Source organism: Riemerella columbina DSM 16469 (assembly GCF_000374405.1).
In the GTDB taxonomy this organism is placed as follows: domain Bacteria; phylum Bacteroidota; class Bacteroidia; order Flavobacteriales; family Weeksellaceae; genus Riemerella; species Riemerella columbina.
This window is the reverse complement of record NZ_KB894281.1, coordinates 54,363-79,787: the sequence shown is the minus strand read 5'-3', so window position 1 is coordinate 79,787 and position 25,425 is coordinate 54,363. Positions and strand designations below refer to the sequence as shown.

The window sequence follows — 25,425 nt, the reverse complement described above, 5'->3', positions numbered from 1 at the left end:
CTAACCATAATAAATCCTATCTTTTTTGCTGAAACGATAGTCTATTGGCTTTAGTTTAAGGATTTTATGGGTATATTTGAAACGGAATCAAATACATTTGTAATCTCCGAAATGATGAATATGAAATTCAATAAGCTTACAATACATATACTATTCTATATTGTTTTATATCATATTGTTTTTGAAATATTTAGTAGTTATTATATACAATTAGGGTTTGAGATTGGTGATGTGATATTTACGCCTATTGGGCGTATTTTTAGAAAGTTGATATTACACGAGGTTAATATACGGATGTACATTTATTATGGGGATTTTTATATATTTCTCTTTAATCTAGCTATAAGTTCAATTTTATTTTTTTATTTTTCATCGTATATAGATGTTACGGTAAAGAACACATTATTGTAGTTTTATCAAAATTAACCTTAACATTTATAATTATAAATATTGCTCTACTGAAGTGTATTGTTTCTTATGGTGATATGGGATATTATGCGGCTTATTTTTATTATTTTATTTTTCCTATTACGACTATGTTTATTTTTATATTACCGATGTTTTGGGTGAATGGTAAAATTTTAAAAAATTATTAATAAATAATACATAATCACTAAGAATTTACACCACATTCAACCCTAATGCTTTCGCTTCTTCAATTACCAATTGTTTCGCAGCGGTAGGGTCGTTGGGAATATCGCCTTCTAGAATGGCTTCTTTTACTTTTTCTTTTAGAATGCCGATTTCTCTACCTGGCTTTATCCCAAACAATGCCATAATTTCTTCCCCAGAAATAGGCGGCTGAAAGTTGCGAATATGATCTTTCTCTTCTACTTCTTTTATTTTTTGAGCCACATATTCAAAATTCTTTTTGTAGCGATTTTGGCGCTTGGTATTTTTTGTGGTGATGTCGGCTTTGCAAAGGGTAAATAAATCTTCTAAATCTTCCCCTGCATCAAATAATAAGCGTCTTAGAGCAGCATCGGAAGCATCATCGGTGATCAAAGCAATAGGTCTAGAAGATAAACGCACCATTTTCTGAACATATTTTAAATCATTTCCTAAGGGTAACTTTAGCCTTTGGAATAAAGGCTTTGCCATCTTAGCTCCTAGAAATTCATGACCATGGAATGTCCATCCTGTCCCTTCTACAAACTTTTTAGTGGGTGCTTTGCCAATATCGTGGAGGAGGGCTGCCCATCTGAGCCAAAGATTATCTGTATTTTCGGAAATATTATCTACAACCTCTAAAGTATGGTAGAAATTATCTTTGTGTGTTTGTCCTTCAATCTCTTCAATCCCTTTTAGGTTGGTAAGTTCTGGAAGGATGCGATGCATTAACCCTGTTTTTTCTAATAAACTGAGCCCAATAGAAGGCTTAGGTGCACTCATAATTTTGTTAAACTCTACCATGATACGCTCTTTAGAAACGATATCCATACGCTCGGCTTCTTGAGTGATGGCTTGTAGAGAAGGCTCATCAATATTGAATTGAAGCGTTGTAGCAAAACGAATGGCACGCATCATTCTTAGAGGGTCGTCAGAGTAGGTTTGTAAAGGCTCTAGTGGGGTTTTTAGAAGTTTGTTTTCTAAATCTTTTTGTCCATTAAAAGGGTCTATCAAAGCTCCAAAATTTTCTTTATTAAGAGAAATTGCCATGGCATTAATGGTAAAATCTCTTCGTTTTTGATCGTCTTCTAAACTGCCTTGTTCTACTGCGGGATTGCGACTGTCTTCGCTATAGCTTTCCTTTCTAGCTCCTACAAATTCTAGCTCTAGTCCTTTCCATTTAATCATGGCAGTGCCGTAAGTTTTAAATACAGATACCTTTAGTTTAGGATCTAAGGCTTTGGCGACTGCTTTAGCTAAATCGATGCCACTTTGCTCGGTGACAAAATCAATGTCGGTAGGTGCTTGGCGTTTCATCAACAAATCTCTCACATAGCCACCTACAATATAGACGGATTGCTGTTGTGTGGCAGCGACTTCAGATATAGTTTTAAATAATTTTAAATTCTTATTTTGATTAAGGTTGATGACCATGAGCGTAGTTTAGTATAATTTGCAAAGATAAAAAACGATAACTAAAATGCTGAACGAATCCCGTAGTATTTCTTTTGAAATTAAAGTTTTAATGTTTCCAAGCGTTTATCATTTCTCGTTTTCCTTTTGGGCCTTCCACTTTTTTCACTTCAAAGTTCAACGATTTTAGCACCCTCTGAAAACTTCCTTTTGAGGAATAGGTGGTCAGTAGTCCTCCAGATTTCATCTTATGGGCAATCATTTCTGCAAGGGGCAGTTCCCATAGTTCGGGCTGTACCCGTGCTCCGAAACAATCGAAATAGACTAAGTCTATGGGAGGTAAGTCAACTTGGGTTAAGTTAAAGAAATCGGTATTGAATTTGGTTAGGTTAAACTGTGGAGTGATGGACTGAGGACTTTCCCATGTACACTCATGAATTTTGGTGTTCCATGCTTCAAAATCGGAATCGTTAAATAGTTGATGAAATGCTAAGTTGTCAACTTCGTTTATCTTAACGGGATATTTCTCTAAAGAAAAATAATTGATTTGGAGTTTTTGTTCAGAATTTTTTAAGTATTCCAAAGTAACGAGTGCATTGAGTCCAGTTCCAAAACCCAATTCTAAAATATTAATTTCTGAATTTTTTATATTATTAATTCCATTTTTAATAAATACATGTTGAGCTTCTTGTAAGGCGCCATGGTGGGAATGATAGCCCTCTTCTAAATCTTTTATATATAGTGTTTTAGATCCGTCAGCGGTATTTTTTATTTCTCTTTGCATAATAATTTTTGGCTAAAATAAATTAAAAATTGTAATTTTCAAAAATTATGTTATCTTTGTAAACAATCTTAAAAATTTTTAAAATGATAATTCAGAAATCAGAACATCCTCGTGTGAGTACCTTTAAACCAGGTATCTTTGACTTTATAGACCATATGGTCATCTGTGAATACGAAAATGGACAGTGGGGCGAACCCAAATTGATGCCTTATGGTCCTCTAGGTTTTACCCCAGCAATGATGGGCATAAACTATGGACAAGCGTGTTTCGAAGGGATGAAGGCGTATAAAGATAAAGATGGGGAGGTATTTCTGTTTAGACCTGAAAAGAATTTTAAAAGAATCAACAAATCGGCTAAGCGTTTGGCTATTCCAGAACTTCCAGAATCTATTTTTATGGATGGATTAAAGGCATTAGTTGATGTAGATAGAGGTTGGGTACCTTACGGCGAGGGCGAATCGCTATATATAAGACCATTGTTATTTGCTACTGAGGAGGCTTTAAAAGCAAGAATTGCAGATAAATATATGTTTGCCATCGTGGCAACGCCAGCTAGAGCTTATTATGCGGAGTCGATTGCTGTAAAAATTGCAGATTACTATTCTAGAGCGGCAAGCGGTGGCGTAGGTTCGGCAAAGGCAGCAGGAAACTATGCAGCATCATTCTATCCTACCAAATTAGCCAATGAAGAAGGCTACGAACAAATTATTTGGACGAACGACTCTACCCACGAATATTTTGAAGAAAGTGGAACGATGAATGTGTTTGTAAGAATTAATGATACCATTTATACGCCTCCAACTTCGGAAAAAATTTTAGATGGTATAACAAGAGATAGTTTTATCCAATTGGCTAAAGCCAATAATATCGAAGTAAAAGTAGAGCATGTGAAGGTTTCTGATGTAGTAGAAGCCCATAAAAATGGTACACTTAAAGAAGTATGGGGTGTGGGAACGGCGGTGGTCGTAAGCCCATTCAAGGCTTTAGGTTATAAAGATGAAAAGCTAGAGTTACCTAAACTAAGCGATGAAGAAAGTTTTGCACTTCAGCTGAAAAAGCAATTGGTAGGTATCCAAACTAACTTACTAGAAGACCCATTTGGCTGGAGGTACAAAGTAGAAAAAGGATTTGCTGATACATTATAATGCATTAAACCGAGACTAATTCTCGGTTTTTTTTGATAGATATTTTAGAAATCTTTTAATTTAGGAAAAACTTTTTAGTATGTTTGTACTTTGATTCTTTAGAGTATAGATAATTTAAAACTTGATAGACTATGAAAAAAATATTAATTTTGTGTTTTGCCTTTGTGGCATTAATTTCACTTACGAATTGTAATCCAATATATAAAAAAATGAATTTAGACAAAGAATTTTATAACGCTCTTCCAGATGGCGTTTATGCAAAAATGGAAACTTCAAAAGGCGATATGATTATCCAATTTTTTGATAAAGAAGCGCCTGTTACCGTTGCCAACTTTGTTGGTTTAGCAGAAGGGAAAATCGAAAATAAAGCCAAGAAAAAAGGCGAACCTTATTATGATGGAATTATCTTCCACCGTGTAATTAAAGATTTTATGATTCAAGGAGGAGATCCTACTGGTACAGGTATGGGGGACCCAGGTTATAAATTTGATGATGAAAGAAATGACCTTAAGCACGAAGCTAAAGGCTATTTATCTATGGCAAACTCTGGACCGAATACCAATGGTTCTCAGTTTTTCATTACCGAAGTGGCAACACCTTGGTTAGACGGTAGACATACCGTATTTGGGAAAGTAATTAAGGGCTTAGAAGTGATAGATACTATTGCTGATGTAGAAAAAGGTGCTCAGGATAAACCTAAAGAAGATGTGGTCATCAAAAAAGTAGAAGTATTTACTAAAGGTGATGCTTATAAATCTTATGATGCTGCTAAAATCTTTAACGAAGGTAAAGGTAAAATCCAAGAACAAAATAAGGCTTACGATGCTAAAAAAGAAGCCGAAGCTGCTAAAAAATTAGAAGAATTAAAGCAGGGGATGACGACTACGGCTAGTGGTTTGATGTATAAGAAAACACACGAAACAGATGGTAAAGCTCCAAAAGCAGGCGATTCTGTGGCAGTACACTATGCTGGTAGATTGGTTAATGGTCAAGAATTTGATAATTCTTTTAAAAGAGGTGAACCAATTGAATTTCCAGTAGGAATGGGAAGAGTAATCAAAGGTTGGGATGAAGGTATTATGCTATTGAAAGAGGGCGAAAAAGCCACACTTTTAATTCCATCGGACTTAGCGTATGGTGCTAGAGGTGCTGGTGGCGTAATTCCACCAAATGCTACTTTGATTTTTGATGTAGAGTTGGTAAAAGTAAAATAATCTTATTTGCTAAGGTTAATAAAAAGGCTGTCTAGAATTAGGCAGCCTTTTGCATTGATGCAATTACATCGTCATACCGATATCAATTCCTTTTATTTTTCGGTAAAGGTCGGTGGCGTAGTTATCCGTCATGCCACTTACAAAATCAAGGATGCCCAAAACTTTTTGATAGACGCCGCCTTGCTCGTATCGGAATTGGTTAGGGATGAGTTGCAACGCCTTTTTATCGTATTTTTTTCTTTTATCTTTGTTCAAAATACTAGGCGGTACTAGGTGGTCGAGCAATTCATACATAACATTATAGCCTGCATTTTCTATTTCTACTACGGCTTTATGATTGTATATTTTTTCTATCGAAAACTGTTCTATTTCTTGTAAGGATGTATTCTCGTCTTGGTAAATTTTTATTAATGCTTTATTGAGTTTTCCATTGAGAATGTCCTCAAAATGAGTTTGAAAGAGAGCAATAGATTTATTGACCAAAGCATTAATGACTTTAGCCCTAAGGTAAGAGATTTGCTCGTTTTTATCCGATACCACTAACAATTTATCATCTACGCGTTTAGTATTTCCATCTACTGAACGAATTAAATCGTAGAACAAATTTTTACAATCTTCGGTAGAGACAATGCCCAATCGGTGGGCGTCTTCCATATCAATGATATTATAGCAAATATCATCAGCAGCTTCTACCAGCCAAACAAAAGGGTGACGATAATAACTGAGAGGTTCTTGGGTGTCCAATCTCATTGCGGTACCTTCTGCAATTGATTTAAAAGTAGATTTTTCGTTTTGGAAAAACCCGAATTTTTTTTTAGAAATCTGGTCTTTGTCTTTCGCGATGGCTTCGCAAGGGTATTTTGCAATACTTGCCAAAGTGGTGTAAGTCAGTTGTGTAGCACCAGCATCTTTTCCATTTTGTTGATGGGTTAGCACTCTTATCGCATTAGCATTACCTTCAAAATGAATCATATCCGCCCATTCTTCATCCGAGAATAATGGTTTTAGGTCGGTTTCATTTTTTTCAAAATAACTGGCGATGGCATCTTCCCCAGAATGTCCGAAAGCAGGGTTGCCAATATCGTGGCATAAACACGCGGCTGCAATCACTTCGCTAAGTTGGTGTTGATAGAATAATTTTGAGTCCTCATTGAGTTGTGAACCTAATTGCTCTACGATAAAATTTCCTGCTAGGCTGCCCAAACTCCGCCCTACCGAAGACACTTCCAAAGAGTGGGTGAGGCGGTTATGCACAAACACACTGCCAGGCAATGGAAAAACCTGAGTTTTATTTTGTAATCTTCTAAACGCTGATGAAAAGATAATTCTATCGAAATCTCGCTGATAATCATTTCTAGAGACTTGCGTAGGTTGGTCGCTTCCAGTGCGCTGGTTGGTATATAATTGGTTAATATCCATACTGATTGTAAAAGACACAAAATTAAGAAAATATTTTTGCTTAATCCTTTTTAGCCACCGATTTTTATTGGCATCTGAAAGAAATTTCGCTATCTTTGACCATTGTAAGTCAAAGATTTTTTAGATACTTTGATCTAAGCATTTTTATGATATAAACCCATGAAATTTCTCAATAAAATAATAGATGCTCTATTGGCAGAATCTAAGGATTTATCGCATTATCATGTGGTGCTACCGGGGAAAAGACCGGTGGTATTCATTAGAGATATCCTTAAAAATAAAAAGCAGTATTCTGGTTTTCTACCGCAGTTTAGCACGATTGAAGATTTAATAACATCTATCGCCCAAAAACAAGAGTTAAAAGGCGTAGTGTTGTGGTTATTCAGTTATCAAGTCTATCAAAGGCTTTTTCCTGCGGAGGATTTTAGTCAGTTTTTAAAGTGGTTTCCTACTTTGTTGAAAGATTGGGACGATATTTTAAAATTTACCGATGATGATACTGCCGTTCTCGACTATATGTTTGATGAAGAACGCATCAAAAACTGGGGCGCACAACTTGGCGATGAGGACAATGCGAGAAACCGTCACTTAGATTTTTGGCGAAAAATGAAAGATTTTCTGCCTGTTTTAAAAAAAGAATTAGAACAACAAGGCTTTGCTACATCGGGGATGCTGCATCAAGAGGCAAAGCATCATTTGGAATCTTATATCCAAAATACAGATGCGACTCTGGTATTCTGTGGGTTTAATGCCTTAACGCCAATCGAAGAACGCTTGGTAAAAACGGCTCTATCTATGGATAAAGCCCTGTGTTTTTTCCAATCCGATACTTACTATATGGAGGACGGAAGGCAAGAGGCAGGTCAGTTTTTAAGGCAATACAAGCAATGGGAGGTATTTAATGATTACCGCCCTTTCCAATGGATAGAAGATGATTTTTCTAAGCCAAAACAAATTAAAACCTACGAGGTGTCTGGCAATGTAACCCAAACGCATTTATTAACGAAATTGCTGGACGGCTTTACACCAGAAGATTATACCAAAACCGCCATAGTACTGCTTGATGAAAACTTATTGCCTACTACTTTGGACGCTCTATCTGCGGTGCCACAATTGAATATTACAATGGGATTACCCATTAAAAATCTTTCGTTTAGTATCGCGATGAAGCAGGTGTTTTACCTTCAAAATCAATTATTTAAAAAACCAAAAGCTTCATATTATTATAAAGATGTTATCACCATTTTAGAAAGTTTACCCGCAACTGCGGAGGAAGAAGAAATCATTAAAACCTTTAAGCAACACATCACGGAGCATAATGTGGTGTATTTATCAGCCGCGTTGCTAAAAGACTATCTGGGGACATTGGTTTACTTTCCTCTACTGCAACCACAGTCGGCAAAGGATTTATTAAACTTATTGATTGATTATTGCTACCAACTAAAATTCCGAGAGATAGACGATATTTTATTCGAGACGATAGCCTATTTTGAAAAGAATTTTAGAATTGTAAAAAATCAAATTTCGCCTTACGATTTCGAGATTAAAATAGAAAATTTAGAAGTGCTTATCCAACAAATGCTCAATTCAGAAAATATCGATTTCGAGGGGGAGCCGCTCGCAGGGCTTCAAGTGATGGGACTTTTGGAAACCCGATTGCTTAATTTTGACACCATTATTTTATTGTCGACCAATGAAGGTAAATTGCCTTTGGGGAATTCTCAAAACACCTATCTGCCTTTTGATGTAAGGGCGCAGTTTGGGCTCAATACTTTTATAGAAAACGATGGCATCTATGCTTACCACTTTTACCGATTGTTGCAAGATAGTCAGCAGGTGCATTTATTGTACAATGGATTATCAACGGGTGTTAATACAGGCGAAAAAAGCCGATTTATAGAGCAATTAAAGATTGAAAGCCCTCACGATATTCAGCAAATTGTTATCGAAAATCCTTCTGAGCCTATTGAGCAGAATCCTATGCAGTTTAAAAAATCCGAGCAGGTGCTTCAGAAACTTCAAGATTGGACTAAGGGCGTGGCAGCATCGCATTTGATGACTTACCTCTACAATCCCGTAGATTTTTATATGAAAATTGTACTTGGGGTAAAGGAAATGGATGCAATAGAAGAAGAACTTTCGGTAAGAAATTATGGTAACTTAGTGCATTATGCCTTACAACACCTCTATGAACAATTAAAAGGTAAAGTACTGTTAGTGAGTGATTTAGAAAAGGCTATTGCTTCTATTGATGAGAGTATAGAATTTGCTATCAAAACACTCAAACATCAGCCTGAATTTTACCAGCGAGGAATGAATTTCGTTCATAAAGCTATGGCTAAAAAAGTGATAGAAGAGGTATTAAATTTAGATTTGGTTTTGGTGAAATCTGGAAATACTTTAGAAATTGTAGAACTGGAAAAGAAAATTGAGGGTGTTCCTTTTAAAATAGACGATGAACAAACGGTTTATTTTAAAGGTTTTATTGATAGAATAGACCGTTTGAATGGCGTATTGAGAGTTATAGATTACAAAACGGCTAAAACTAAGAAACTACAAGTAAAAATAACCGATAAGAATAGAGAAACTTTATTTATGAATTCGGATTATAAACAAGCCTTGCAACTGTGTATGTATCAATATGCTTTGTCCCGAAATGGTTATTTCCCTAACCAAATGATGGAATGTGGCATTTGGAGCTTTGCCGAAGTGAGTAGAGGCGTGCAGTCGCTAAATCTTAATAGTGAACTATCAGAAGCTATGATTTCCGTTGCAACTATCATTAAAGAAATCCTGAATCCAGAAATCGATTTTATAGAACCAGCCTAATGAATTTAAAACCAAAAAAATACCATAGTATCAATTGTAACGGGAATTTGGTAGATTTGTCTACACCGAAAGTCATGGGGATTCTAAACCTGACACCAGATTCCTTTTCCGATGGTGGACGCTTTAATTCCGAAACCGCAGCCTTAAAACAAACCGAAAAAATGCTATCCGAAGGGGCTACATTTATTGATATTGGCGCACAATCAACCCGACCCAATGCCGAGTATCTTTCTGCTGAGGAGGAAATTCGTCGTATAGGAACTGTCATTTCTTCTATTAAAACGCATTTTCCTGAAGTACTCATTTCTTTGGATACTTTTTATTCGGAAGTGGTAAAATTCGGTTATAATGAAGGGATTGATATCGTTAATGATATTTCTGGTGGTAGTTTTGACGATGCATTACTAACTACTGTTGCCAAAACCCAATTACCTTATATCTTAATGCACAGCAATGCGACCTACGAGACCATGCACGAAAAGATAAAGTATGATGATATCGTTACCACATTGAATTTATACTTTTCTGAGATGGCTTTAAAGTTAAAAAAAATGGGTATCCACGACATTATCCTAGACCCTGGTTTTGGATTTGGGAAAACCGTAGAAAACCAGATGCAAATGGTAGATGAAGTGGGCAATATTGGGTTGGGCGAATATCCTTTGTTGATTGGTATTTCTAGAAAATCTTTTATCTATAAACCTCTCGGAAAGTCCCCACATGATATTAATGCAGAAACCCAAGCCCTTCATTTGAAAATGCTAAAACAAGGCGCTGCCATACTTAGGGTACACGATGTAGCAGAAGCGATGCAAACGATAAAGCAGATAGATTAATTTTGGGATAATTTTTCGGCGTATTCTTTGGCAAATGTCGCTTGGTCTTCTTTTAGTTGTTCTAAAGTTTTAGGTAGAATATAGTCGAATAAAAGCGTATCGTTTTCTGCGATAAATAACAATTGTTTTTCTTCGCCGTTTATCATTTGAGAGAAAATATCCCACATAGAGGCATCTCTTAATTTTAAAAGTTCAAAAAAATCTTTAGCTTTTATGGTGATGGTTTTCATTAGATTATATTTTATGCTTAGAAAATTGTAGAATTTATTTTTTTCCAAATATTTGTCCTAAAATAATACCGGCTGCCATAGATACATTAAGGCTTTCGGTAGACTGGTGCTGGCTAAATCTTGGAATGGTAATATTTTTATGAATTAATGCTTTGGTGTTGGTTCTTATGCCGTTGCCTTCATTGCCTAAAATTAAATTAAAAGGTGATTCAAAATGGGTTTGGTATAAATTTTCCCCTTCCATATCGGTACCAATGTTGGTATGAGAGTGTTGGCTTAAAATAGGTTCTAAATCGGTATAAAAAACATGGACTCTCGTAAACGACCCCATCGTGGCTTGGATAACTTTAGGATTATAAACATCCACCGTATCTTTACTACAAATGATTTGCTCGATGCCAAACCAATCGGCAAGGCGAATGATAGTGCCTAAGTTGCCAGGGTCTTGTATGCCATCTAATACCAAATTGATAGCGGTGTCTATACATTGCTCGGAACTAGGTAAATGGCAAACTGCTACGCTATCTTTAGGATGTTGTAGAAAACTTATTTTTTTGAGTTGCGACTCATTAATTTCTGTAATTAAATCAGGATTAAAGTCCAAATCTTCAGGAGTTTGGGAATATATGGCATCAATCTTGATAAGAGATTGTTTTAATTCTTTGATGATTTTATTCCCTTCAACCAAAAACAAATTGTATTTTTGTCTAAATTTTTTTTTATCCAAAGACCTTAAAATCTTTATTCTATGAGACGTAAGCATATGAGAAATTATTTTCAAAAGTATTACATATTTTCCATTTCTGCAATGTTACTTGGATTTTTATATGCGTGTAATGCGACTAAAAAAGTACCTGATGGGGAATATTTGCTCACGAAAAATAAATTCAAATATGAAGATAAAAAATTATTAACGGGAAAAATCCCTAACTATGTAAGTCAAAAACCGAATAAAAAAGTTCTATTCTTATTTCCTATGGGGCTATATGCGTATAATATGGCGAACCCTAAATACGATACGATATTGGCAGAATATATGACTTACCCAAGACAGATGAGAAACCAAGCATTGAGGGATTCTTTATTTGTAAAATACGGTCACCCAGAATACAAAGGCAAGTCCTTGTTTTGGAATAGATTTTATCACACCATTGGTCAGCCTCCTGTGATTTTAGATGAAGGTAAAACCATTGCCAGTGCTAAGAATATCCGCCAGTATATGGTGTTCAGAGGCTATTGGGATGCCCATGTGGACTTTAAACAAGATTTAGATTCTGCCGCAAAAAAAGCTCAGGTAGAATATAAAATGACCTTTAACGAACCTACAAAAATTAAAAATTATTACTACAATATTCCAGATACAGCCATTCGCCAACTCTACAAACAAGAAAGTGATAAAAGTAAAATAAAGGCAGACGAAATCCTAGACCAATCGAATTTGGAAGACGAGGTAAAGCGTATTACAGAACTTATGAGAGAAAAAGGGTATTATTCTTTCAATCGTAGTGGTGAGGAAATCTATTTTACTACGGATACTCTAGAAAGTAGAAAAAATGTACCTCTAACTATGGATATTCACAAAGATTCCATAGATAGTCCGTACAGAAAAACGACCATTGGCGATATTGACCTTTATGTGGTAAATGATGTGAAGGATACACTGAATACCAAAACTTACCGATTTGAAAAAGCTAAGGTAGATGACGGGGTGCACATTCATAAACTCAATGACCAGTTTACTACCAAATCGCTATGGCTACCCGTAACGATAAAACATGGCGAGGTATACAATCAAGAAAACTTAGATCTTACCAAGCGAAACATAATGGCGATGAATAATTTTAGTATTAACTATGATGAAAGTTTATCTAAAAAGCCCAATGACAGCATCTTAAATATTAAATATTTTCTAAAGCCATTACCAAAATACGAACTTAAGACAGCGTTGGATTTACACTATTCTCAAATTTTGAATTTTGGATTTTCGCCTTCTGTGGAGCTGACTTCAAGAAATATTTTAAGCGGTGGGGAAAACTTAAGTACCAGTTTTTATGGAATTGTGGGGACTACCAACAATGCTAAAAATCCAGGGAAAACTTTTAACGCTTATGAACTTTCGGCACAGGTAGCGCTTAAATTTCCGAGATTTATGTTGCCTTTTAACTATTATAAATGGATTCCTAAACGCTATTCGCCTACATCATCTATCGGACTGGGAACTTCCATACAGAATAATATTGGGATGAGCCGTATCAACTTTAATGGTCAATTGAGCTATAATGCCAATATCAATAGTGTAGTTTCGCACCGACTATCGTTGTTTGATACGCAGTTAAGTTTAACCCGAAATAAAGATAAGTATTACGAACTCTTTAGAGGGGATGATGAGGTAAGGGCAGAAGTGTTTAATCTTTATAAAACCTATAACCCAAGTTATAATGTAAAGGCATATTCCTACGATGAAGTTTCCAGACATATCTTGGCAGACCAAAATTTTATGGCGAGTTTAAGTAATCAAAATGAAGAATTACTCAGCACATTTTTACAATCGTTGCTGAATAAGGATAGACAAACCCAAGATATATTAATTTCTTCTCTAAAATACCAATTCCTATATAATGAAATGGGGAATAAATATTATACAAACCCGTTTTATTTTAGTGGAAAGATGGAACTTGCAGGGAATTTATTAAGTCTAGTAGGCAAGGCGAATGCATCCGAAAGCGTCCTGCAAGATAGAGAGAAAACGATTTTTAAAATTCCATACTCTCAGTTTGTGAAGTTTGATATTGATGCCAGAAAGTATTTTACATTTTTTAATAAGTCGGACAATAAACATACTTTAGTGTTAAGACAGTTTATTGGAGTAGGCGTTCCTTATGGCAACTCTAAAACTATGCCTTTTGTAAGATCTTATTTTAATGGTGGGTCTAATGATATTCGTGCGTGGGTCGCTTATGGAGGATTAGGACCTGCGGATACGCAATTAGACGAAAAAATCCGTTCTTATATCATGGGAAATGTAAAACTAACGACCAATGTGGAGTATCGTTTTCCGCTGACCAGTATGTTTGAAGGGGCAGTATTTACCGATGTGGGGAATATTTGGTCGCTTAAAGAATCTGGCATTGGCGATGGGTTTAAATTCAATAAATTTTGGAAGCAACTTGGTGTAGGTAGTGGATTAGGGTTAAGAATAAATGTAGCCTATATTACATTAAGATTGGATTTAGCCTATAAAATCTACGACCCTAACCAGCCAGAAGGCTCCAGATGGAGGTTTAAAGAAATACAGCCATTAAAACCAACCCTAAACTTGGCGATTGGTTATCCATTCTAAAAAACAAAGGCTACTTTAAATTTTTTAAAGTAGCCTTTTTATTTTTTACTAAAATTACTTTCCTGCTTTTGGAATGGCTTTCGCATTAAAGTTGCCAGAATTATTATACAAAGTATATTCCGAGAAGTCGTCTTTAGCATTCATTCCGCCAGCTGCTACAAAAGTATTCCCTTCTTTATCGGTGATGAATACCGTGTCTTGGGTATACATTTTTTTATTTTTTTTATCCCAATATATAGATTCCATAACGAAGGTTCTTCCTTCATTATTAATCACTTTCACACGACCTTTCGCCATATAGAGTCCTTTTTTCTCTACTATCTTGGCATATTTAGCCCAAAGTTTCCCTGGGATTTTAGGCTTTTTCTTATCATAAAATTCCAAATACAGCCCTTTGCGAATTTCTACATAAGGAGTGTCTATAAATTCATATTCCTCGATTAGTGGGGCCTTAAATTTTAGATTTACCATTCCAGAATCATGCTTTATAATATCAGCATTATGGATAATTCTGGAGGGGAAATTCGTCGGTTTATTTTTATCGTATTTTGCCAAATCTTCTTCGCAGGAGCATAACATAAAAAATATAGTTCCCGCAATAGTGGCAACTATATTTTTTTTATAACTCCGTTTAAAGTCCCATATTTTCATTAGAGATGGGTATTGGGATGAATAAAATTAGTCGTATTGGCGTTTATTAAACCATTTATCGGCAAAATTAAGCCCAACCTTAAAGTTGATGAATCGTTCCGATACCAATTGGTCTTTGCTGGTTCCTCTTTTTCCAATTTCTAAACCAAAGTCGATGCCACTCATCTTCAAAACACTATTGTTTTGGAATGGAACCGTCGCCCCAAAGGTTAGACCAAATTCATTGATATTATGATTGTTGATGGTTAAATTTCCTTTCTCGTAGTATGCCCCATAGCGGTAGATAATTCTAGAAAATACATTTCTAAAGTTATTATAGTTCGGTAAATACCAGCCACCTACGGCAACTCTGTAACTGTCATTAAAATTAACGGGTAACCCATTAAACTCTATTTTACCACCATTAGTATAATCCAACTGAGTAGAAACAAACCATTTAGCTTCTTGCCCATAGCCTACACCGAAAGACGCCTTTTGCGGGATCACATTTTCTTGGGTGTAGTCTTTGGTTTCTATGATGCTTTTATTCACTTTTTCTTTACCAATATAATAATAAGTGCTATTGATGTATTGGTTGTCCGTTTTACCAACTTTACCGAAGGTATAAGTCCCTCCTAAAGTCAGTTTTCTATCATTGCCAAGTCGGTGCTGATAGGTTGCCCCAGTAGTGAAATTCCAACTTTTAATTTTTCTAGAAGTTTCAAATCCATTTACTAGTTCTGTATCAGAAATGGCAATTTCTTCGATATCGGAAATTTTGCCAAAATAAAAGTTGGTTCTTACTCCGACACCAAACGAAGGTGTGATTTGATACCCTAAAGCCCCTTGAATCATATTAATAGAACCTTCACCACTAAAAGAATTAGCTTGAGTTAGGTCGCCAGCTTTAGTGGTGGTTTTAAGGATATTGTACTTTTTAGATGAAAACGGCTGATAGGCTAATCCAAATTTTACCTTTTTAGCAATAGGAAATGCCAGTGAAATATTGGATAGGTAAGTAGAATGCTTGGTAACATCCAATTGATTATAATCCGATTTGAAAAACTGATTTTCATTATTCACCTGAATTTTGAAACTGGTAAGGTCAAAATTCCCATTGGCTGCGGGGTTATTAAAATTATAGATATTATTAAAATCCCAAACATGGGCAGTGGATATCCCTGCCATCGCACTTACATCTGCAGGATGGTCATATTTTATGTCGCCAATACCAAATGCGGCATAAGGGGAATTTCCTAAACTCTGCGCGCCAAGGCAACCTGCCAATACCATAAACGAGGCTTGTATGATTTTCTTCATGCGTTTTTTATCTTGTATCAAAACGCAAATATCTTAATTATATATGGAATATTAAAATTTATCAGGCGTTAAAGTTTGTTAAGACAAAATATAATTCTGCCTTGGGCTTGTAAAATTATCGGATTTTATTATCTTTGGGCTTATGAATTGGGAGGCGGTAATAGGACAGCAAAAAGTAAAACAAGTACTCAAAGAAAGTATTGAGGATGGCAGGGTAAGCCATGCCCAGCTTTTTGTAGGCAATGAAGGCTACGGCACGCTGCCTTTGGCACTAGCGTATGCGACCGAACTTCTTAAAAGGGAACACGAAAAATCTGCGGACAAAGTACAGCATCTTAACCATTTAGATGTGCATTTTTCTTTTCCAGTTTATAGCGAAGACAAAAACAAAGGGGTTTGTAGTGGGTTCTTTGAAACATGGCGAAATATGATTTTAGAAAATCCTTATAGTAATTATCAGGATTGGGTAGGAATATTGAATGCCGAAAACAAACAGCTTTTTATTTCTTCTAATGAAATAAAGGACAAAAACGAAAAATTTAGCCTCAAAAGTTTTGAAGGTGGGACTAAAGTTTTAATCGTTTGGAATGCCGATAAAATGAGGGAAGATGCCGCCAATAAATTCCTTAAGTTTTTAGAAGAGCCTCCTGAAAAAACAGTGATTATCCTTACGGCTTCGTCTACGGAAACGATGCTTCAAACCATATTATCGCGTTGCCAAGTGACGAGTGTCCCTAGGATAGAAGACCAAGAGCTAGAGCAGGCTTTGATGCATCAAGTGAGTGACCCACAAAAATTAGTTGAAATTATTCATCAAGCGCAAGGGAACTACAATACTGCACTTAAACTATTACAAACTAATGCGATAGAGGAGGAGTTTGAAACTTATTTTATCCAATGGGTGCGTTTGGCATTTCAGGCTAAAAAGAAACCTCAAGTGCTAAAGGATTTAATTACTTGGGCAAAAGCCATTGCCGACTGGAATAGGGAAAAGCAAAAAAGTTTCTTGCAGTTCTGTGCCGATGTGTTTAGGCTGGCATTGATGCAGAGTTATAATATAGACCAATTGGTTTATAAAAAATTGATACAAAATAATTTTAATTGGGAAGCCTTTTCCAATTTTATCCACGGTGCCAATATCGAGGACATTTTAAATGAAATTTCCGAAGCCGACTACCATTTGAGTAGAAACGCCAACAGCAAAATTCTTTGGACGGATATGGGCATCAAACTCACACGATATATACACAAATCTTAAAAAATATTGACTTAATCTTATGGAATCAAAAAAATCTTTTTTCTTAGAGTGCTACCAATTAGGCATTATAAAATTTGGAAAATTTACTTTAAAAAGTGGTATCGAAAGCCCGTTTTATGTAGACTTAAGACCTTTGGCATCGAACCCGATTATTCTTAAAAAGTTAAGTCATTTTTTATTAGAATGTATAGATAAAACGACTACGGAACTCATCTGTGGTGTGCCCTATGCCGCGCTACCTATGGCAACAGCCATGTCTTTGGAAAGTGGTATTCCTTTAATCATCAAAAGAAAAGAAGCCAAAGCCTATGGTACTAAAAAATTGATTGAGGGCATCTATAAAGCTGGGCAACAATGTGCGGTGGTAGAAGATGTAATCACCAGTGGTAAATCTTTATTAGAAACCCTTCCAGAAATTGAAAACGAAGGGATAAAGGTTCGCGATATCCTTGTGGTATTGGATAGAGAGCAAGGTGGTAAGGCATTATTAGAGAATAAAGGCTACCGAGTACATACTTTATTTACCATTCAAGAGGTTTGTGGCTACCTAAACGAAGACGGTTTATTGCCAGACCAAGAATTAAATAAGATTAAGGATTTTATTGCTGGCAACCCGATTAGTTTTGAGAAAAAAAGACGCCTGACTTACGAGGAAAAACTTCAACACGCTCAACATTCGTCTGCAAAGAAATTATTAGAAATTGCGATAGAAAAACAATCTAACTTAATCGCTTCTGCGGATGTCATTACCACAAAAGAATTATTGGCGTTTGCTGATAGGGTAGGACCTAATATTGTGGCACTAAAAACACATATGGATATCATTACCGATTTTGATTTTGATAACACTATTTTGCCACTTCAAGACCTTGCTAAAAAACACAATTTCCTACTGATGGAAGACCGAAAATTCGGGGACATCGGGAATACGCAGGAGTTGCAATATTCTTATGGCATTTATAGAATTTCCTTTTGGGCAGATTTAATTACCTCTCATATGATTGGTGGCGAAGCGTCTTTGGATTACTTCTTAAACTCTGGCGTTATCGCAATTTTGGGGATGTCTTCTAAAGGAACTTTAACGGACGCTCACTATCAACAGCAGGCTTTGGAAGTGGCACAATCTCATGCGAATGTGATTGGCGGAGTAGCTCAAAATGCCTTGCCAGAAGAAATGTTACTATTTACACCAGGCATCAATTTAGAAAATAAAGGCGATGCTAAAGGGCAGCAATATAACACGCCAGAATACGCTTTTGCACAGTTGCATACCGATTTTATTATTGTGGGCAGAGGCATTTATAAAGCCGACGATGCCGAAAAAGCGTCATTAAAATATAAAATAGAAGGGTGGCAAGCCTATCAAAATTCATTAAGTGAATAATGAATGTACAATTAAATAGAACACCTTGAGACCTCTAACCAAATCCTTATCCTTCGGGCTCATATTGACCTTATTTTGGAGTTTTGCACAGCAAAATCGTATTGCTATGGAGGTTAATAGAGTGGGGCAAGACTTTAGTCAATGGCGAGTCAATCAATCGATTATTTATCATAATCCAGAGGCAAAACCAATGGATACGCTATATCTTTTAAACTGGATTTCTGCGTATCAGCCCAATGGTTCTACACTATCCAAGCGACTTTTGGAATCTAGAAAAACCGATTTGTATTTTTCTAAACCCGAAGAACAAGGAAAACTAGAGCGGTTAGAGGTTGATGGCATCGTCTATAAATCATTAAATCAAGAAGTGATTGCCATTCCTCTAAAAAAAACTTTGCAACAAGGCGAGGCTGTCCAATTGCAGTTGGATTATACTTTGGCGTTGCCTGCTAAAAAGTTTACGGGTTACGGGGTAGACCGTCAAGAGGCTTTATTAAAATATTTCTTTTTAGTGCCTTCTGATAAGCCAAAATCTTTCTATAATGTAGATGAACGACAATCGAACTATATGTATTGGACGGTAGATTTTAAAACGCCAGCATCGGTATCTTCTAACCTTACCAAAACCGATGCCCATCATTTTGAAGGGCTATTGAATACCGACCCTATTTTTGTGGTTCAATCGCAGCAACAGCCGTCCTTTACCATTACTTATCAAGAAACTTTGGTAGCGTTTACTTATCCCGTAGATGCCAATCAGCAGCAATATCTCAATTTCTATATTCCACTACAACTCAATTTCATTAAGGAATACTTGGGCACTTTACCAAAGAAAATCCTTATCACTAAAAAAATTAAAAGCGACCAACATTTTATCGGAATTGATGATATTACCTTTTGGAAATTTAGATTTCAATTGTTCAATGATGCCCAAAAAAATGATTTAGATTATTTTTCTACACTTTCTAAGGCATGTGCTACACAACTTTTTAATACCGATGGCATTGAAAATCATTGGATAGAAAATGGGATTAAGACTTATTTGGAAATGCAGTACATTAAGCGTTTTTATAATGATAAAAAATTATTGGGTGATTTACCAGAACAGTTGATATTGTTTAAAATCAGTCCTTTAAAGTGGACGCACCTTTCCAAATTAACCCTTTCGGACCGCTATGGTTTAGGCTATCAATATATGATGAGCCAAAATCTAGACCAAGCCATGGCAACCTCTTATCCAGAATTGAGCAATTTTAATCAGTTGGCAATTAGTCAAATGGAAGCGGGAACTTTATTTAATTTTATCGCCGAAAAAATGGGTATTCAAAAGTTTAATGCCTTTTTGAAAAATTGGATTACTACCCATCCTCATCAACCAATTGTGCTATCCGAATTTCTTAACCAATTGGCACAAAAATCTCAATATAGCAGTGTGTTTTTAGAGGATTTTATTCAGGTTAAAAATAGAGTGAATTTTAAACTTAAAAACTTTAAGAGGCAAGAAGATGGTACCATTGCGGTAAAGGTTAAAAAAAATACCGAAGCCCAGATTCCTTTTCAACTTAAAACCATAGATTCTCAAGGAAAAGAACATCAATATTGGTACGACACCAGTTCCAAAAAGGAATCCACTTATATTATTCCAGAACATCAGGCAGAGAAAATTATCATTAATGATGATTATCTATTTCCAGAAAGCAATGACCGAGATAATTATCTCTATACCAGAGGTTTTTTCTCGAATATGAAAAAGCCAAAACTAAAACTATTTACCGATGTTCCTAATCCAGAATATAACGAACTTTATCTTAGTCCTACCTTTAAATACAATTATTACGATAAAGTTTTAATAGGTTTGGGCATTACGAATGAAAATTTGTTAAACCGTCCATTTACCTTTGTGGTAAAGCCTTATTATAGTACGGGAACGGGGCAGATGACGGGACTAGCAGGAGCATCTTATCAATTTTTACCTGCTGATGCATTTTTCCAAAGTTGGCGCATCGGGGCTAAAGCATCCTATTTTCACTATGCTAAAGATTTGGCATTTAGAAAAATAAGTTTGTATTCTCAGTTGAGTTTTAATAAACATCCAAGAAGCCAAATTGGAAGATATTTAAGCCTTTCTTTTGATCATGTAAATAAAGATTTAAGCTCGACTATGAAAGCTTTAAATGACTATGATTCGTATCATCTTTGGAACTTAGGCTATGTCTATTCTGATAGGAAAGCCATCTACGAAAAAATTATGGGAATTACTCTGCAACATGCCCAAGATTTCAATAAAGTTTCTGCCGAAGCCTTTTATCGCTGGGAATATATTCAAGATAAAAAATTAAGCGTTAGACTTTTTGGTGGATATTTTCTAACTAACGAAACCAGAAATTCTTATTTTGATTTTGGAATTTCCACACTGTCTAATTATAGTTTTTCGCATAGTATCATCCGCCGACCTACGGGAAATTATTATGCACCACGCCAGTTCGTTTTAGCCGAAGGAGCCTTTAAATCGTCTATAAATGATACCGCTAATCAGTGGATTACCACTTTGAATACCAATCTACAAGTATGGAAATTTTTCAGCCTCTATGCCGATGCTGGGGTTTATAAAAATAGAAATGACAAAGGCCATTTTATCTATGATAGTGGTGTGGGGCTTCAGTTGATTCCAGATATTTTTGAAATTTATTTCCCAGTACAATCCACTTTAGGTTTTGAACCGAGCTTACCTCACTATGACAAACGCATACGATTTATGTTTAATTTTAACCTTTCTGCCATTATCACGCAACTTCGGCGAGGTTGGTTCTAAATCCTATGTTTAGTCTAAAAAATAATCCGTAATTTTACGCCTTTAAAATATATGCCTTCTAAAAGGCTTTAACAAAATAAAACTAGATGAATAAAGATATTATAAAGTACGCATGGTGGATGTATGTGGCGGTATTGGTGTTGTTTTTTGGTGTTTATTATTTCTTTATGAACGAGCAATACTTTAGAACCACTATGGTGATGAATGCGTTCGTATTGCCTTTGATTTTTGCGGTTGGTGCTTTTGTTTCGGTCTATACTTATAAGAAACTAAAAGGAAGAATGAGTTTTAAAGAAGCCTTCAATCGTGCTTTTTTACCCATGTTTATGGCGGGTTTTTTATCCATTGGTTCTATATTTTTATTTATTAATTTTGGTGATGCCGAAGTAAAACAAGTCCTTAACCGACAATATATTGAAAGTTTTAAAAACTCTTTAGAAGAGGAATATGCAAAGGCAAAATCTATGGTAAAACCAAACACCGAAGAAGCCAAAGACCTCGAAAAAAAATATCAAGAAGGCAAACTGCGTATTGCTAAAAAAGTAGAAGCCAAAGAAGATATGTTTTCGGCGTACTATTTCTCATTAGTCTTTGCTGGCTACTGTTTGTTTTTTATTATTTTATCGGTGTTTTTTGGAAGTTTTTTCAGAAGCAAAAGCGAATATTAATCTTTTATACTCCCTTTTATGAACTTGTCTATCGTCATTCCATTACTCAACGAAGCCTCTTCTTTAGAAGAACTTTATCAGCGTATTGATACCACTTGTCTAGAGGCGGATATTTCTTACGAAATTTGGTTTGTAGACGATGGAAGTACGGATAATTCTTGGGAAGTTATTATGACACTAAGGGCTAAAAACCCGAATGTCCATGCCATTAAGTTTTCAAGAAATTATGGTAAATCTCAGGCATTGCACGCGGCTTTTGCAAGAGTTAATGGCGATGTGGTGATTACGATGGATGCCGATTTACAGGACTTTCCAGAGGAAATTCCAGAACTCTATTATAAAGTACTGATTGAACATTACGATATTGTAAGTGGTTGGAAGAAAAAGCGTTATGATAATGTCATGACGAAAAATATTCCGTCTAAACTTTTTAATGCAGCAGCAAGGAAAGTGTCTGGTGTATCACTCCACGATTTTAATTGTGGACTAAAGGCTTATAAAAAACAAGTGGTAAAGTCCATTGATGTTTATGGCGATATGCACCGCTATATCCCCGTTTTGGCAGCCAATGCAGGGTTTAGAAAAATTACAGAAAAGTCCGTACAACACCAAGCCCGCCCGTACGGCAGTTCTAAATTTGGTACCGAACGCTTTATTAGAGGATTTTTAGATTTGGTGACGCTATGGTTTGTGAGTCGTTTTGGCGGTCGCCCGATGCACTTTTTTGGGGCAGTCGGTACGCTGATGTTTATCATTGGATTTTTATCGGCGCTATGGCTAGGAATTTCTAAATTAATAGAGGTATCCAAAGGCATTTATGGTCATCTCATTGCCAACAATCCATGGTTTTATATTGCCCTTACGATGATGTTGATGGGAACCATGCTATTTATCGCAGGGTTTTTAGGCGAAATGATTATCCGTACCCATAGAGAACACAAAAACTACCATATAGAGGAGGAGGTGTAGAAGGGAAGTCCTACTTTAATTCGATAAAGTTATTATTTCTTCTCATTCTTTCAATAAACGCCTTTTCTTTTGCTTTATCGGTATAGTTTAATCTACCATTGGTGGCTTGTATAGGATTATAGTAAAAGTTTTGCTTTATTCTGTTAAAATCTTCTCTATTTGTAACCACTTCTTTTCCTGAATATGGATATACAACTTGTTTGGGAATTGTCGTTTTTGAAATTTCAACTGCTGTAAAAATATATTGCTTTTTAGCATCTTCAACTTTTAATATTAGTCCAGGCAAACCATTAAATTTATAAGGACCTTCATTGATAGGTATTTGTTCTGTAAACCAAGCGTACCAAAGACGACCACCATATTGGATTGAAGCTTTTTTACAATCGTAGCCTAAGATTTTTTCAGTATCAGATAGTATGTTCCATTGATTTAAAAATGTATTTTTTTCATAATAAATAAAATTCCCTAAACCACTTATTTTTTCTCTAAAATTTAATGAATCTTTTTGCTTCTGAACTGAAAACTTAAAATCACTTCTAAATTTAGGTCTATCTAAAATACTAGTAATGGAGGAATTAGCACTGTTTTGAATTTCAAGCAATGTAGAATCCGACTTGTATTTATTTTCAGATAAAAAGTAAGAAACTTTATCATTAAAAAGTAAATATGCTAATTCTTCATATCTATTATTTTGTTCCGTGGAATCTTTTATAAAATTGATATGATATATAACTTTATAACTATTGCTTTGTGCTTGTAGATAGCTTGAAAATAAAGTTATTAAAATTAAAACAAATTTCATAGTTTATTTAAACTCTTTAACTTCCCTCATCTCATCATTATTTACTCCACTGCCACAGCATCATCGCCACGGTCGTCTGCAATCGCGGTGATATTCCCTTCAGGCTCTGAAACTATCATTTCTGTTTTTCCAATAGGGCCTCTTACTTCAAACTGATAGCCTTTTTTCTCTAATGCTTCAATAGTGGTTTTCGGGAAATCTTTTTCTACAGAAATAGATTCTGGTAACCATTGATTATGGAATTTTGGAAGGTTAACAGAGCGGTTGGGACTCATTTTAAAATCAACCACATCTACTATTGACTGAAATACCGAAGTTGGAATGGTAGTGCCACCCGGTGTACCGACCACCATAAAGGCTTTATTGTCTTTCAAAACCACCGTAGGTGCCATAGAGGACAGCATGCGTTTCCCTGCTTTTACAGCATTCGCTTCGCCACCCACAGCACCAAACATATTAGGCACACCGGGCTTTATAGAAAAATCGTCCATTTCATTATTTAAGAAAAATCCAGCCCCTGATACCACAACTTTACTACCGTAATAGCCATTGAGCGTGGTGGTAACCGATACCGCATTGCCTTCCTTATCCAAAATAGAAATATGCGTAGTCTGGGTACTTTCTGGATTAGGATTGATGATTTTCCCAACCGCTGCACTTGGTGTGGCTTTATCAAAACTAAAAGACTGCCATCTGGATTTTAAATAATCTTTGCTGATGAGGCGTGGTGTTTGGTCTTTTATAAAGTCGGGGTCGCCCATATATTCGGCTCTATCTGCGTAGGCACGGCGCTCGGCTTCTACCATAATTTGTACCGCTTCTGGGGAGTTGGGTTGATATTGTGCTAAGTTTTCAAAACCTGCCATCGTTAGCATTTGTGCCAATAGAGGTCCACCGCTTGAGGGCAAAGGCATCGAAACCACTTCGTAGCCTTTGTAGTCAAAACTAAGTGGGGTACGAACTTTCACTTGATAATGCTTTAAATCATCAAGGGTTATGATGCCATTACCGCGTTTCATTTCATCTACGATTAATTGAGCCGTTTTCCCTTCATAAAATCCTTTTAACCCCAATTTCTGAATGCGTTTTAGCGTATTGGCTAAATCGTTTTGCACCAAAATATCGCCCGCTTTCCAAGGCTTATCTTTTACAAATACGATGGCATTTTTATTATGTTTTAAAAAAGCCTCTTGCTCTTCATTGAGTAATTTTGCTTCTTTATCCGTAATGGCAAAGCCTTGTTCGGCAAGGTCAATAGCGGGCTGTATCAGTTGAGACATAGACAGATTGGCATGTTTCAGCATTTCAAAAAATCCTGCTACGGAACCTGGAACGCCTACTGCCAAACGCCCGTTTTGAGAAAGATCAGTATCGGCATTTCCATTTTTATCTAGGTACATATCTCTGTGTGCCTTTTGCGGTGCAGTTTCTCTAAAATCAATGGCTAATTTTTCTCCATTGGCTTTTACCGCTACTAAGAAACCACCACCACCGATATTTCCCGCTTGAGGATAAACCACTGCTAAGGCATATTGTGTAGCAATGGCGGCATCAAAGGCATTTCCACCTTCTTTTATAACTTTTATTCCCGCTGCACTAGCCAAAGGATGTGCAGAAACTACTACAGATTTGTTTTGCGTTTGTACATTTTTTACGATGTTATAATCCGTAAACTGTGCAGAGATTATCCCTGAGATAAAAAGAACGATATAACTAGTTTTCTTCATAATATTAAAATTAAATGGTGAATATAATGATAATTT

Annotated in this window: 19 protein-coding genes; 10 read left to right on the top strand and 9 right to left on the bottom strand. The window is 35.8% G+C overall.

What is annotated here, in order from left to right:
- Window positions 1-621: 621 nt before the first annotated feature.
- Both C237_RS0111430 and mnmC2 read right to left on the bottom strand, forming a co-directional pair.
- Window positions 622-2,043, bottom strand: coding sequence for a CCA tRNA nucleotidyltransferase (locus tag C237_RS0111430; RefSeq protein ID WP_018676596.1), 1,422 nt, complete (start codon window positions 2,041-2,043; stop codon window positions 622-624).
- A gap of 88 nt (window positions 2,044-2,131) precedes the next feature.
- Entirely contained in the window at window positions 2,132-2,806 is a 675-nt protein-coding gene (gene mnmC2 / locus C237_RS0111425) for a tRNA (5-methylaminomethyl-2-thiouridine)(34)-methyltransferase MnmC2 (RefSeq protein WP_018676595.1), read from the bottom strand.
- 83 nt (window positions 2,807-2,889) lie between these two features.
- Between mnmC2 and C237_RS0111420 the strand changes: the two genes are divergently transcribed.
- Entirely contained in the window at window positions 2,890-3,951 is a 1,062-nt protein-coding gene (locus C237_RS0111420) for a branched-chain amino acid aminotransferase (RefSeq protein ID WP_018676594.1), read from the top strand.
- A gap of 209 nt (window positions 3,952-4,160) precedes the next feature.
- Window positions 4,161-5,165 (top strand): peptidylprolyl isomerase, encoded by a 1,005-nt coding sequence (locus tag C237_RS0111415; protein ID WP_245539725.1) that lies wholly within the window; start codon window positions 4,161-4,163, stop codon window positions 5,163-5,165.
- A 63-nt stretch (window positions 5,166-5,228) separates the two neighbouring features.
- Here the strand turns inward: C237_RS0111415 and dgt are convergent, their stop codons facing one another.
- Window positions 5,229-6,584 (bottom strand): dGTP triphosphohydrolase, encoded by a 1,356-nt coding sequence (gene dgt, locus C237_RS0111410; RefSeq protein ID WP_018676592.1) that lies wholly within the window; start codon window positions 6,582-6,584, stop codon window positions 5,229-5,231.
- A 159-nt stretch (window positions 6,585-6,743) separates the two neighbouring features.
- On the opposite strand from dgt, the gene C237_RS0111405 reads away from it, so the two are divergent.
- Window positions 6,744-9,413 carry a PD-(D/E)XK nuclease family protein gene (locus C237_RS0111405; RefSeq protein ID WP_018676591.1) on the top strand — a complete coding sequence of 890 codons (2,670 nt, stop codon included), beginning with the start codon at window positions 6,744-6,746 and terminating at the stop codon, window positions 9,411-9,413.
- Entirely contained in the window at window positions 9,413-10,249 is an 837-nt protein-coding gene (gene folP / locus C237_RS0111400; RefSeq protein WP_018676590.1) for a dihydropteroate synthase, read from the top strand. Before C237_RS0111405 ends, folP begins: the two co-directional genes overlap by 1 nt.
- Here folP and C237_RS0111395 read toward each other — a convergent pair.
- Together C237_RS0111395 and C237_RS0111390 are read right to left on the bottom strand one after the other, a co-directional pair.
- Window positions 10,246-10,479 (bottom strand): hypothetical protein, encoded by a 234-nt coding sequence (locus tag C237_RS0111395; protein ID WP_018676589.1) that lies wholly within the window; start codon window positions 10,477-10,479, stop codon window positions 10,246-10,248. The genes folP and C237_RS0111395 overlap by 4 nt on opposite strands.
- Window positions 10,480-10,513: 34 nt before the next feature.
- Window positions 10,514-11,242 (bottom strand): RNA methyltransferase, encoded by a 729-nt coding sequence (locus C237_RS0111390; RefSeq protein ID WP_018676588.1) that lies wholly within the window; start codon window positions 11,240-11,242, stop codon window positions 10,514-10,516.
- Between C237_RS0111390 and tamL the strand changes: the two genes are divergently transcribed.
- The gene (gene tamL, locus C237_RS0111385) at window positions 11,228-13,819 is read left to right on the top strand and encodes a translocation and assembly module lipoprotein TamL (RefSeq protein WP_026315662.1); all 2,592 of its coding nucleotides are present in this window, start codon (window positions 11,228-11,230) and stop codon (window positions 13,817-13,819) included. The two genes, C237_RS0111390 and tamL, sit on opposite strands and share 15 nt — an antisense overlap.
- Before the next feature lie 54 nt (window positions 13,820-13,873).
- Here tamL and lptC read toward each other — a convergent pair whose 3' ends face one another.
- Together lptC and bamG are read right to left on the bottom strand one after the other, a co-directional pair.
- A complete protein-coding gene (gene lptC, locus C237_RS0111380; protein WP_018676586.1) occupies window positions 13,874-14,470 on the bottom strand; it encodes an LPS export ABC transporter periplasmic protein LptC in 597 nt (198 codons plus the stop codon).
- Window positions 14,471-14,497: 27 nt separating this feature from the next.
- Window positions 14,498-15,769, bottom strand: a complete 1,272-nt coding sequence (gene bamG / locus C237_RS0111375) for a BamG family beta-barrel-assembly machinery protein (RefSeq protein ID WP_018676585.1) — start codon at window positions 15,767-15,769, stop codon at window positions 14,498-14,500.
- A gap of 142 nt (window positions 15,770-15,911) precedes the next feature.
- On the opposite strand from bamG, the gene C237_RS0111370 reads away from it, so the two are divergent.
- The 5 genes from C237_RS0111370 (at window position 15,912) to C237_RS0111350 (ending at window position 22,860) form a co-directional block, all read left to right on the top strand.
- Complete coding sequence (locus C237_RS0111370) at window positions 15,912-17,027, top strand: DNA polymerase III subunit (protein ID WP_018676584.1); 1,116 nt, start codon at window positions 15,912-15,914, stop codon at window positions 17,025-17,027.
- A gap of 19 nt (window positions 17,028-17,046) precedes the next feature.
- Window positions 17,047-18,411, top strand: coding sequence for an orotidine-5'-phosphate decarboxylase (gene pyrF, locus C237_RS0111365; protein WP_018676583.1), 1,365 nt, complete (start codon window positions 17,047-17,049; stop codon window positions 18,409-18,411).
- 106 nt (window positions 18,412-18,517) lie between these two features.
- Window positions 18,518-21,223 carry a hypothetical protein gene (locus tag C237_RS0111360; protein ID WP_018676582.1) on the top strand — a complete coding sequence of 902 codons (2,706 nt, stop codon included), beginning with the start codon at window positions 18,518-18,520 and terminating at the stop codon, window positions 21,221-21,223.
- Between the two features lie 86 nt (window positions 21,224-21,309).
- Window positions 21,310-21,891 carry a DUF4199 domain-containing protein gene (locus C237_RS0111355; RefSeq protein ID WP_018676581.1) on the top strand — a complete coding sequence of 194 codons (582 nt, stop codon included), beginning with the start codon at window positions 21,310-21,312 and terminating at the stop codon, window positions 21,889-21,891.
- A gap of 18 nt (window positions 21,892-21,909) precedes the next feature.
- Window positions 21,910-22,860: a glycosyltransferase family 2 protein gene (locus C237_RS0111350; protein WP_018676580.1), complete on the top strand. Its 951-nt coding sequence runs from the start codon at window positions 21,910-21,912 to the stop codon at window positions 22,858-22,860.
- A 10-nt stretch (window positions 22,861-22,870) separates the two neighbouring features.
- On the opposite strand, the gene C237_RS14050 is transcribed toward C237_RS0111350, so the two are convergent.
- Window positions 22,871-23,662 carry a GLPGLI family protein gene (locus C237_RS14050; protein WP_018676579.1) on the bottom strand — a complete coding sequence of 264 codons (792 nt, stop codon included), beginning with the start codon at window positions 23,660-23,662 and terminating at the stop codon, window positions 22,871-22,873.
- A gap of 41 nt (window positions 23,663-23,703) precedes the next feature.
- The gene (gene ggt, locus C237_RS0111340) at window positions 23,704-25,389 is read right to left on the bottom strand and encodes a gamma-glutamyltransferase (protein WP_018676578.1); all 1,686 of its coding nucleotides are present in this window, start codon (window positions 25,387-25,389) and stop codon (window positions 23,704-23,706) included.
- Window positions 25,390-25,425: the final 36 nt, after the last annotated feature.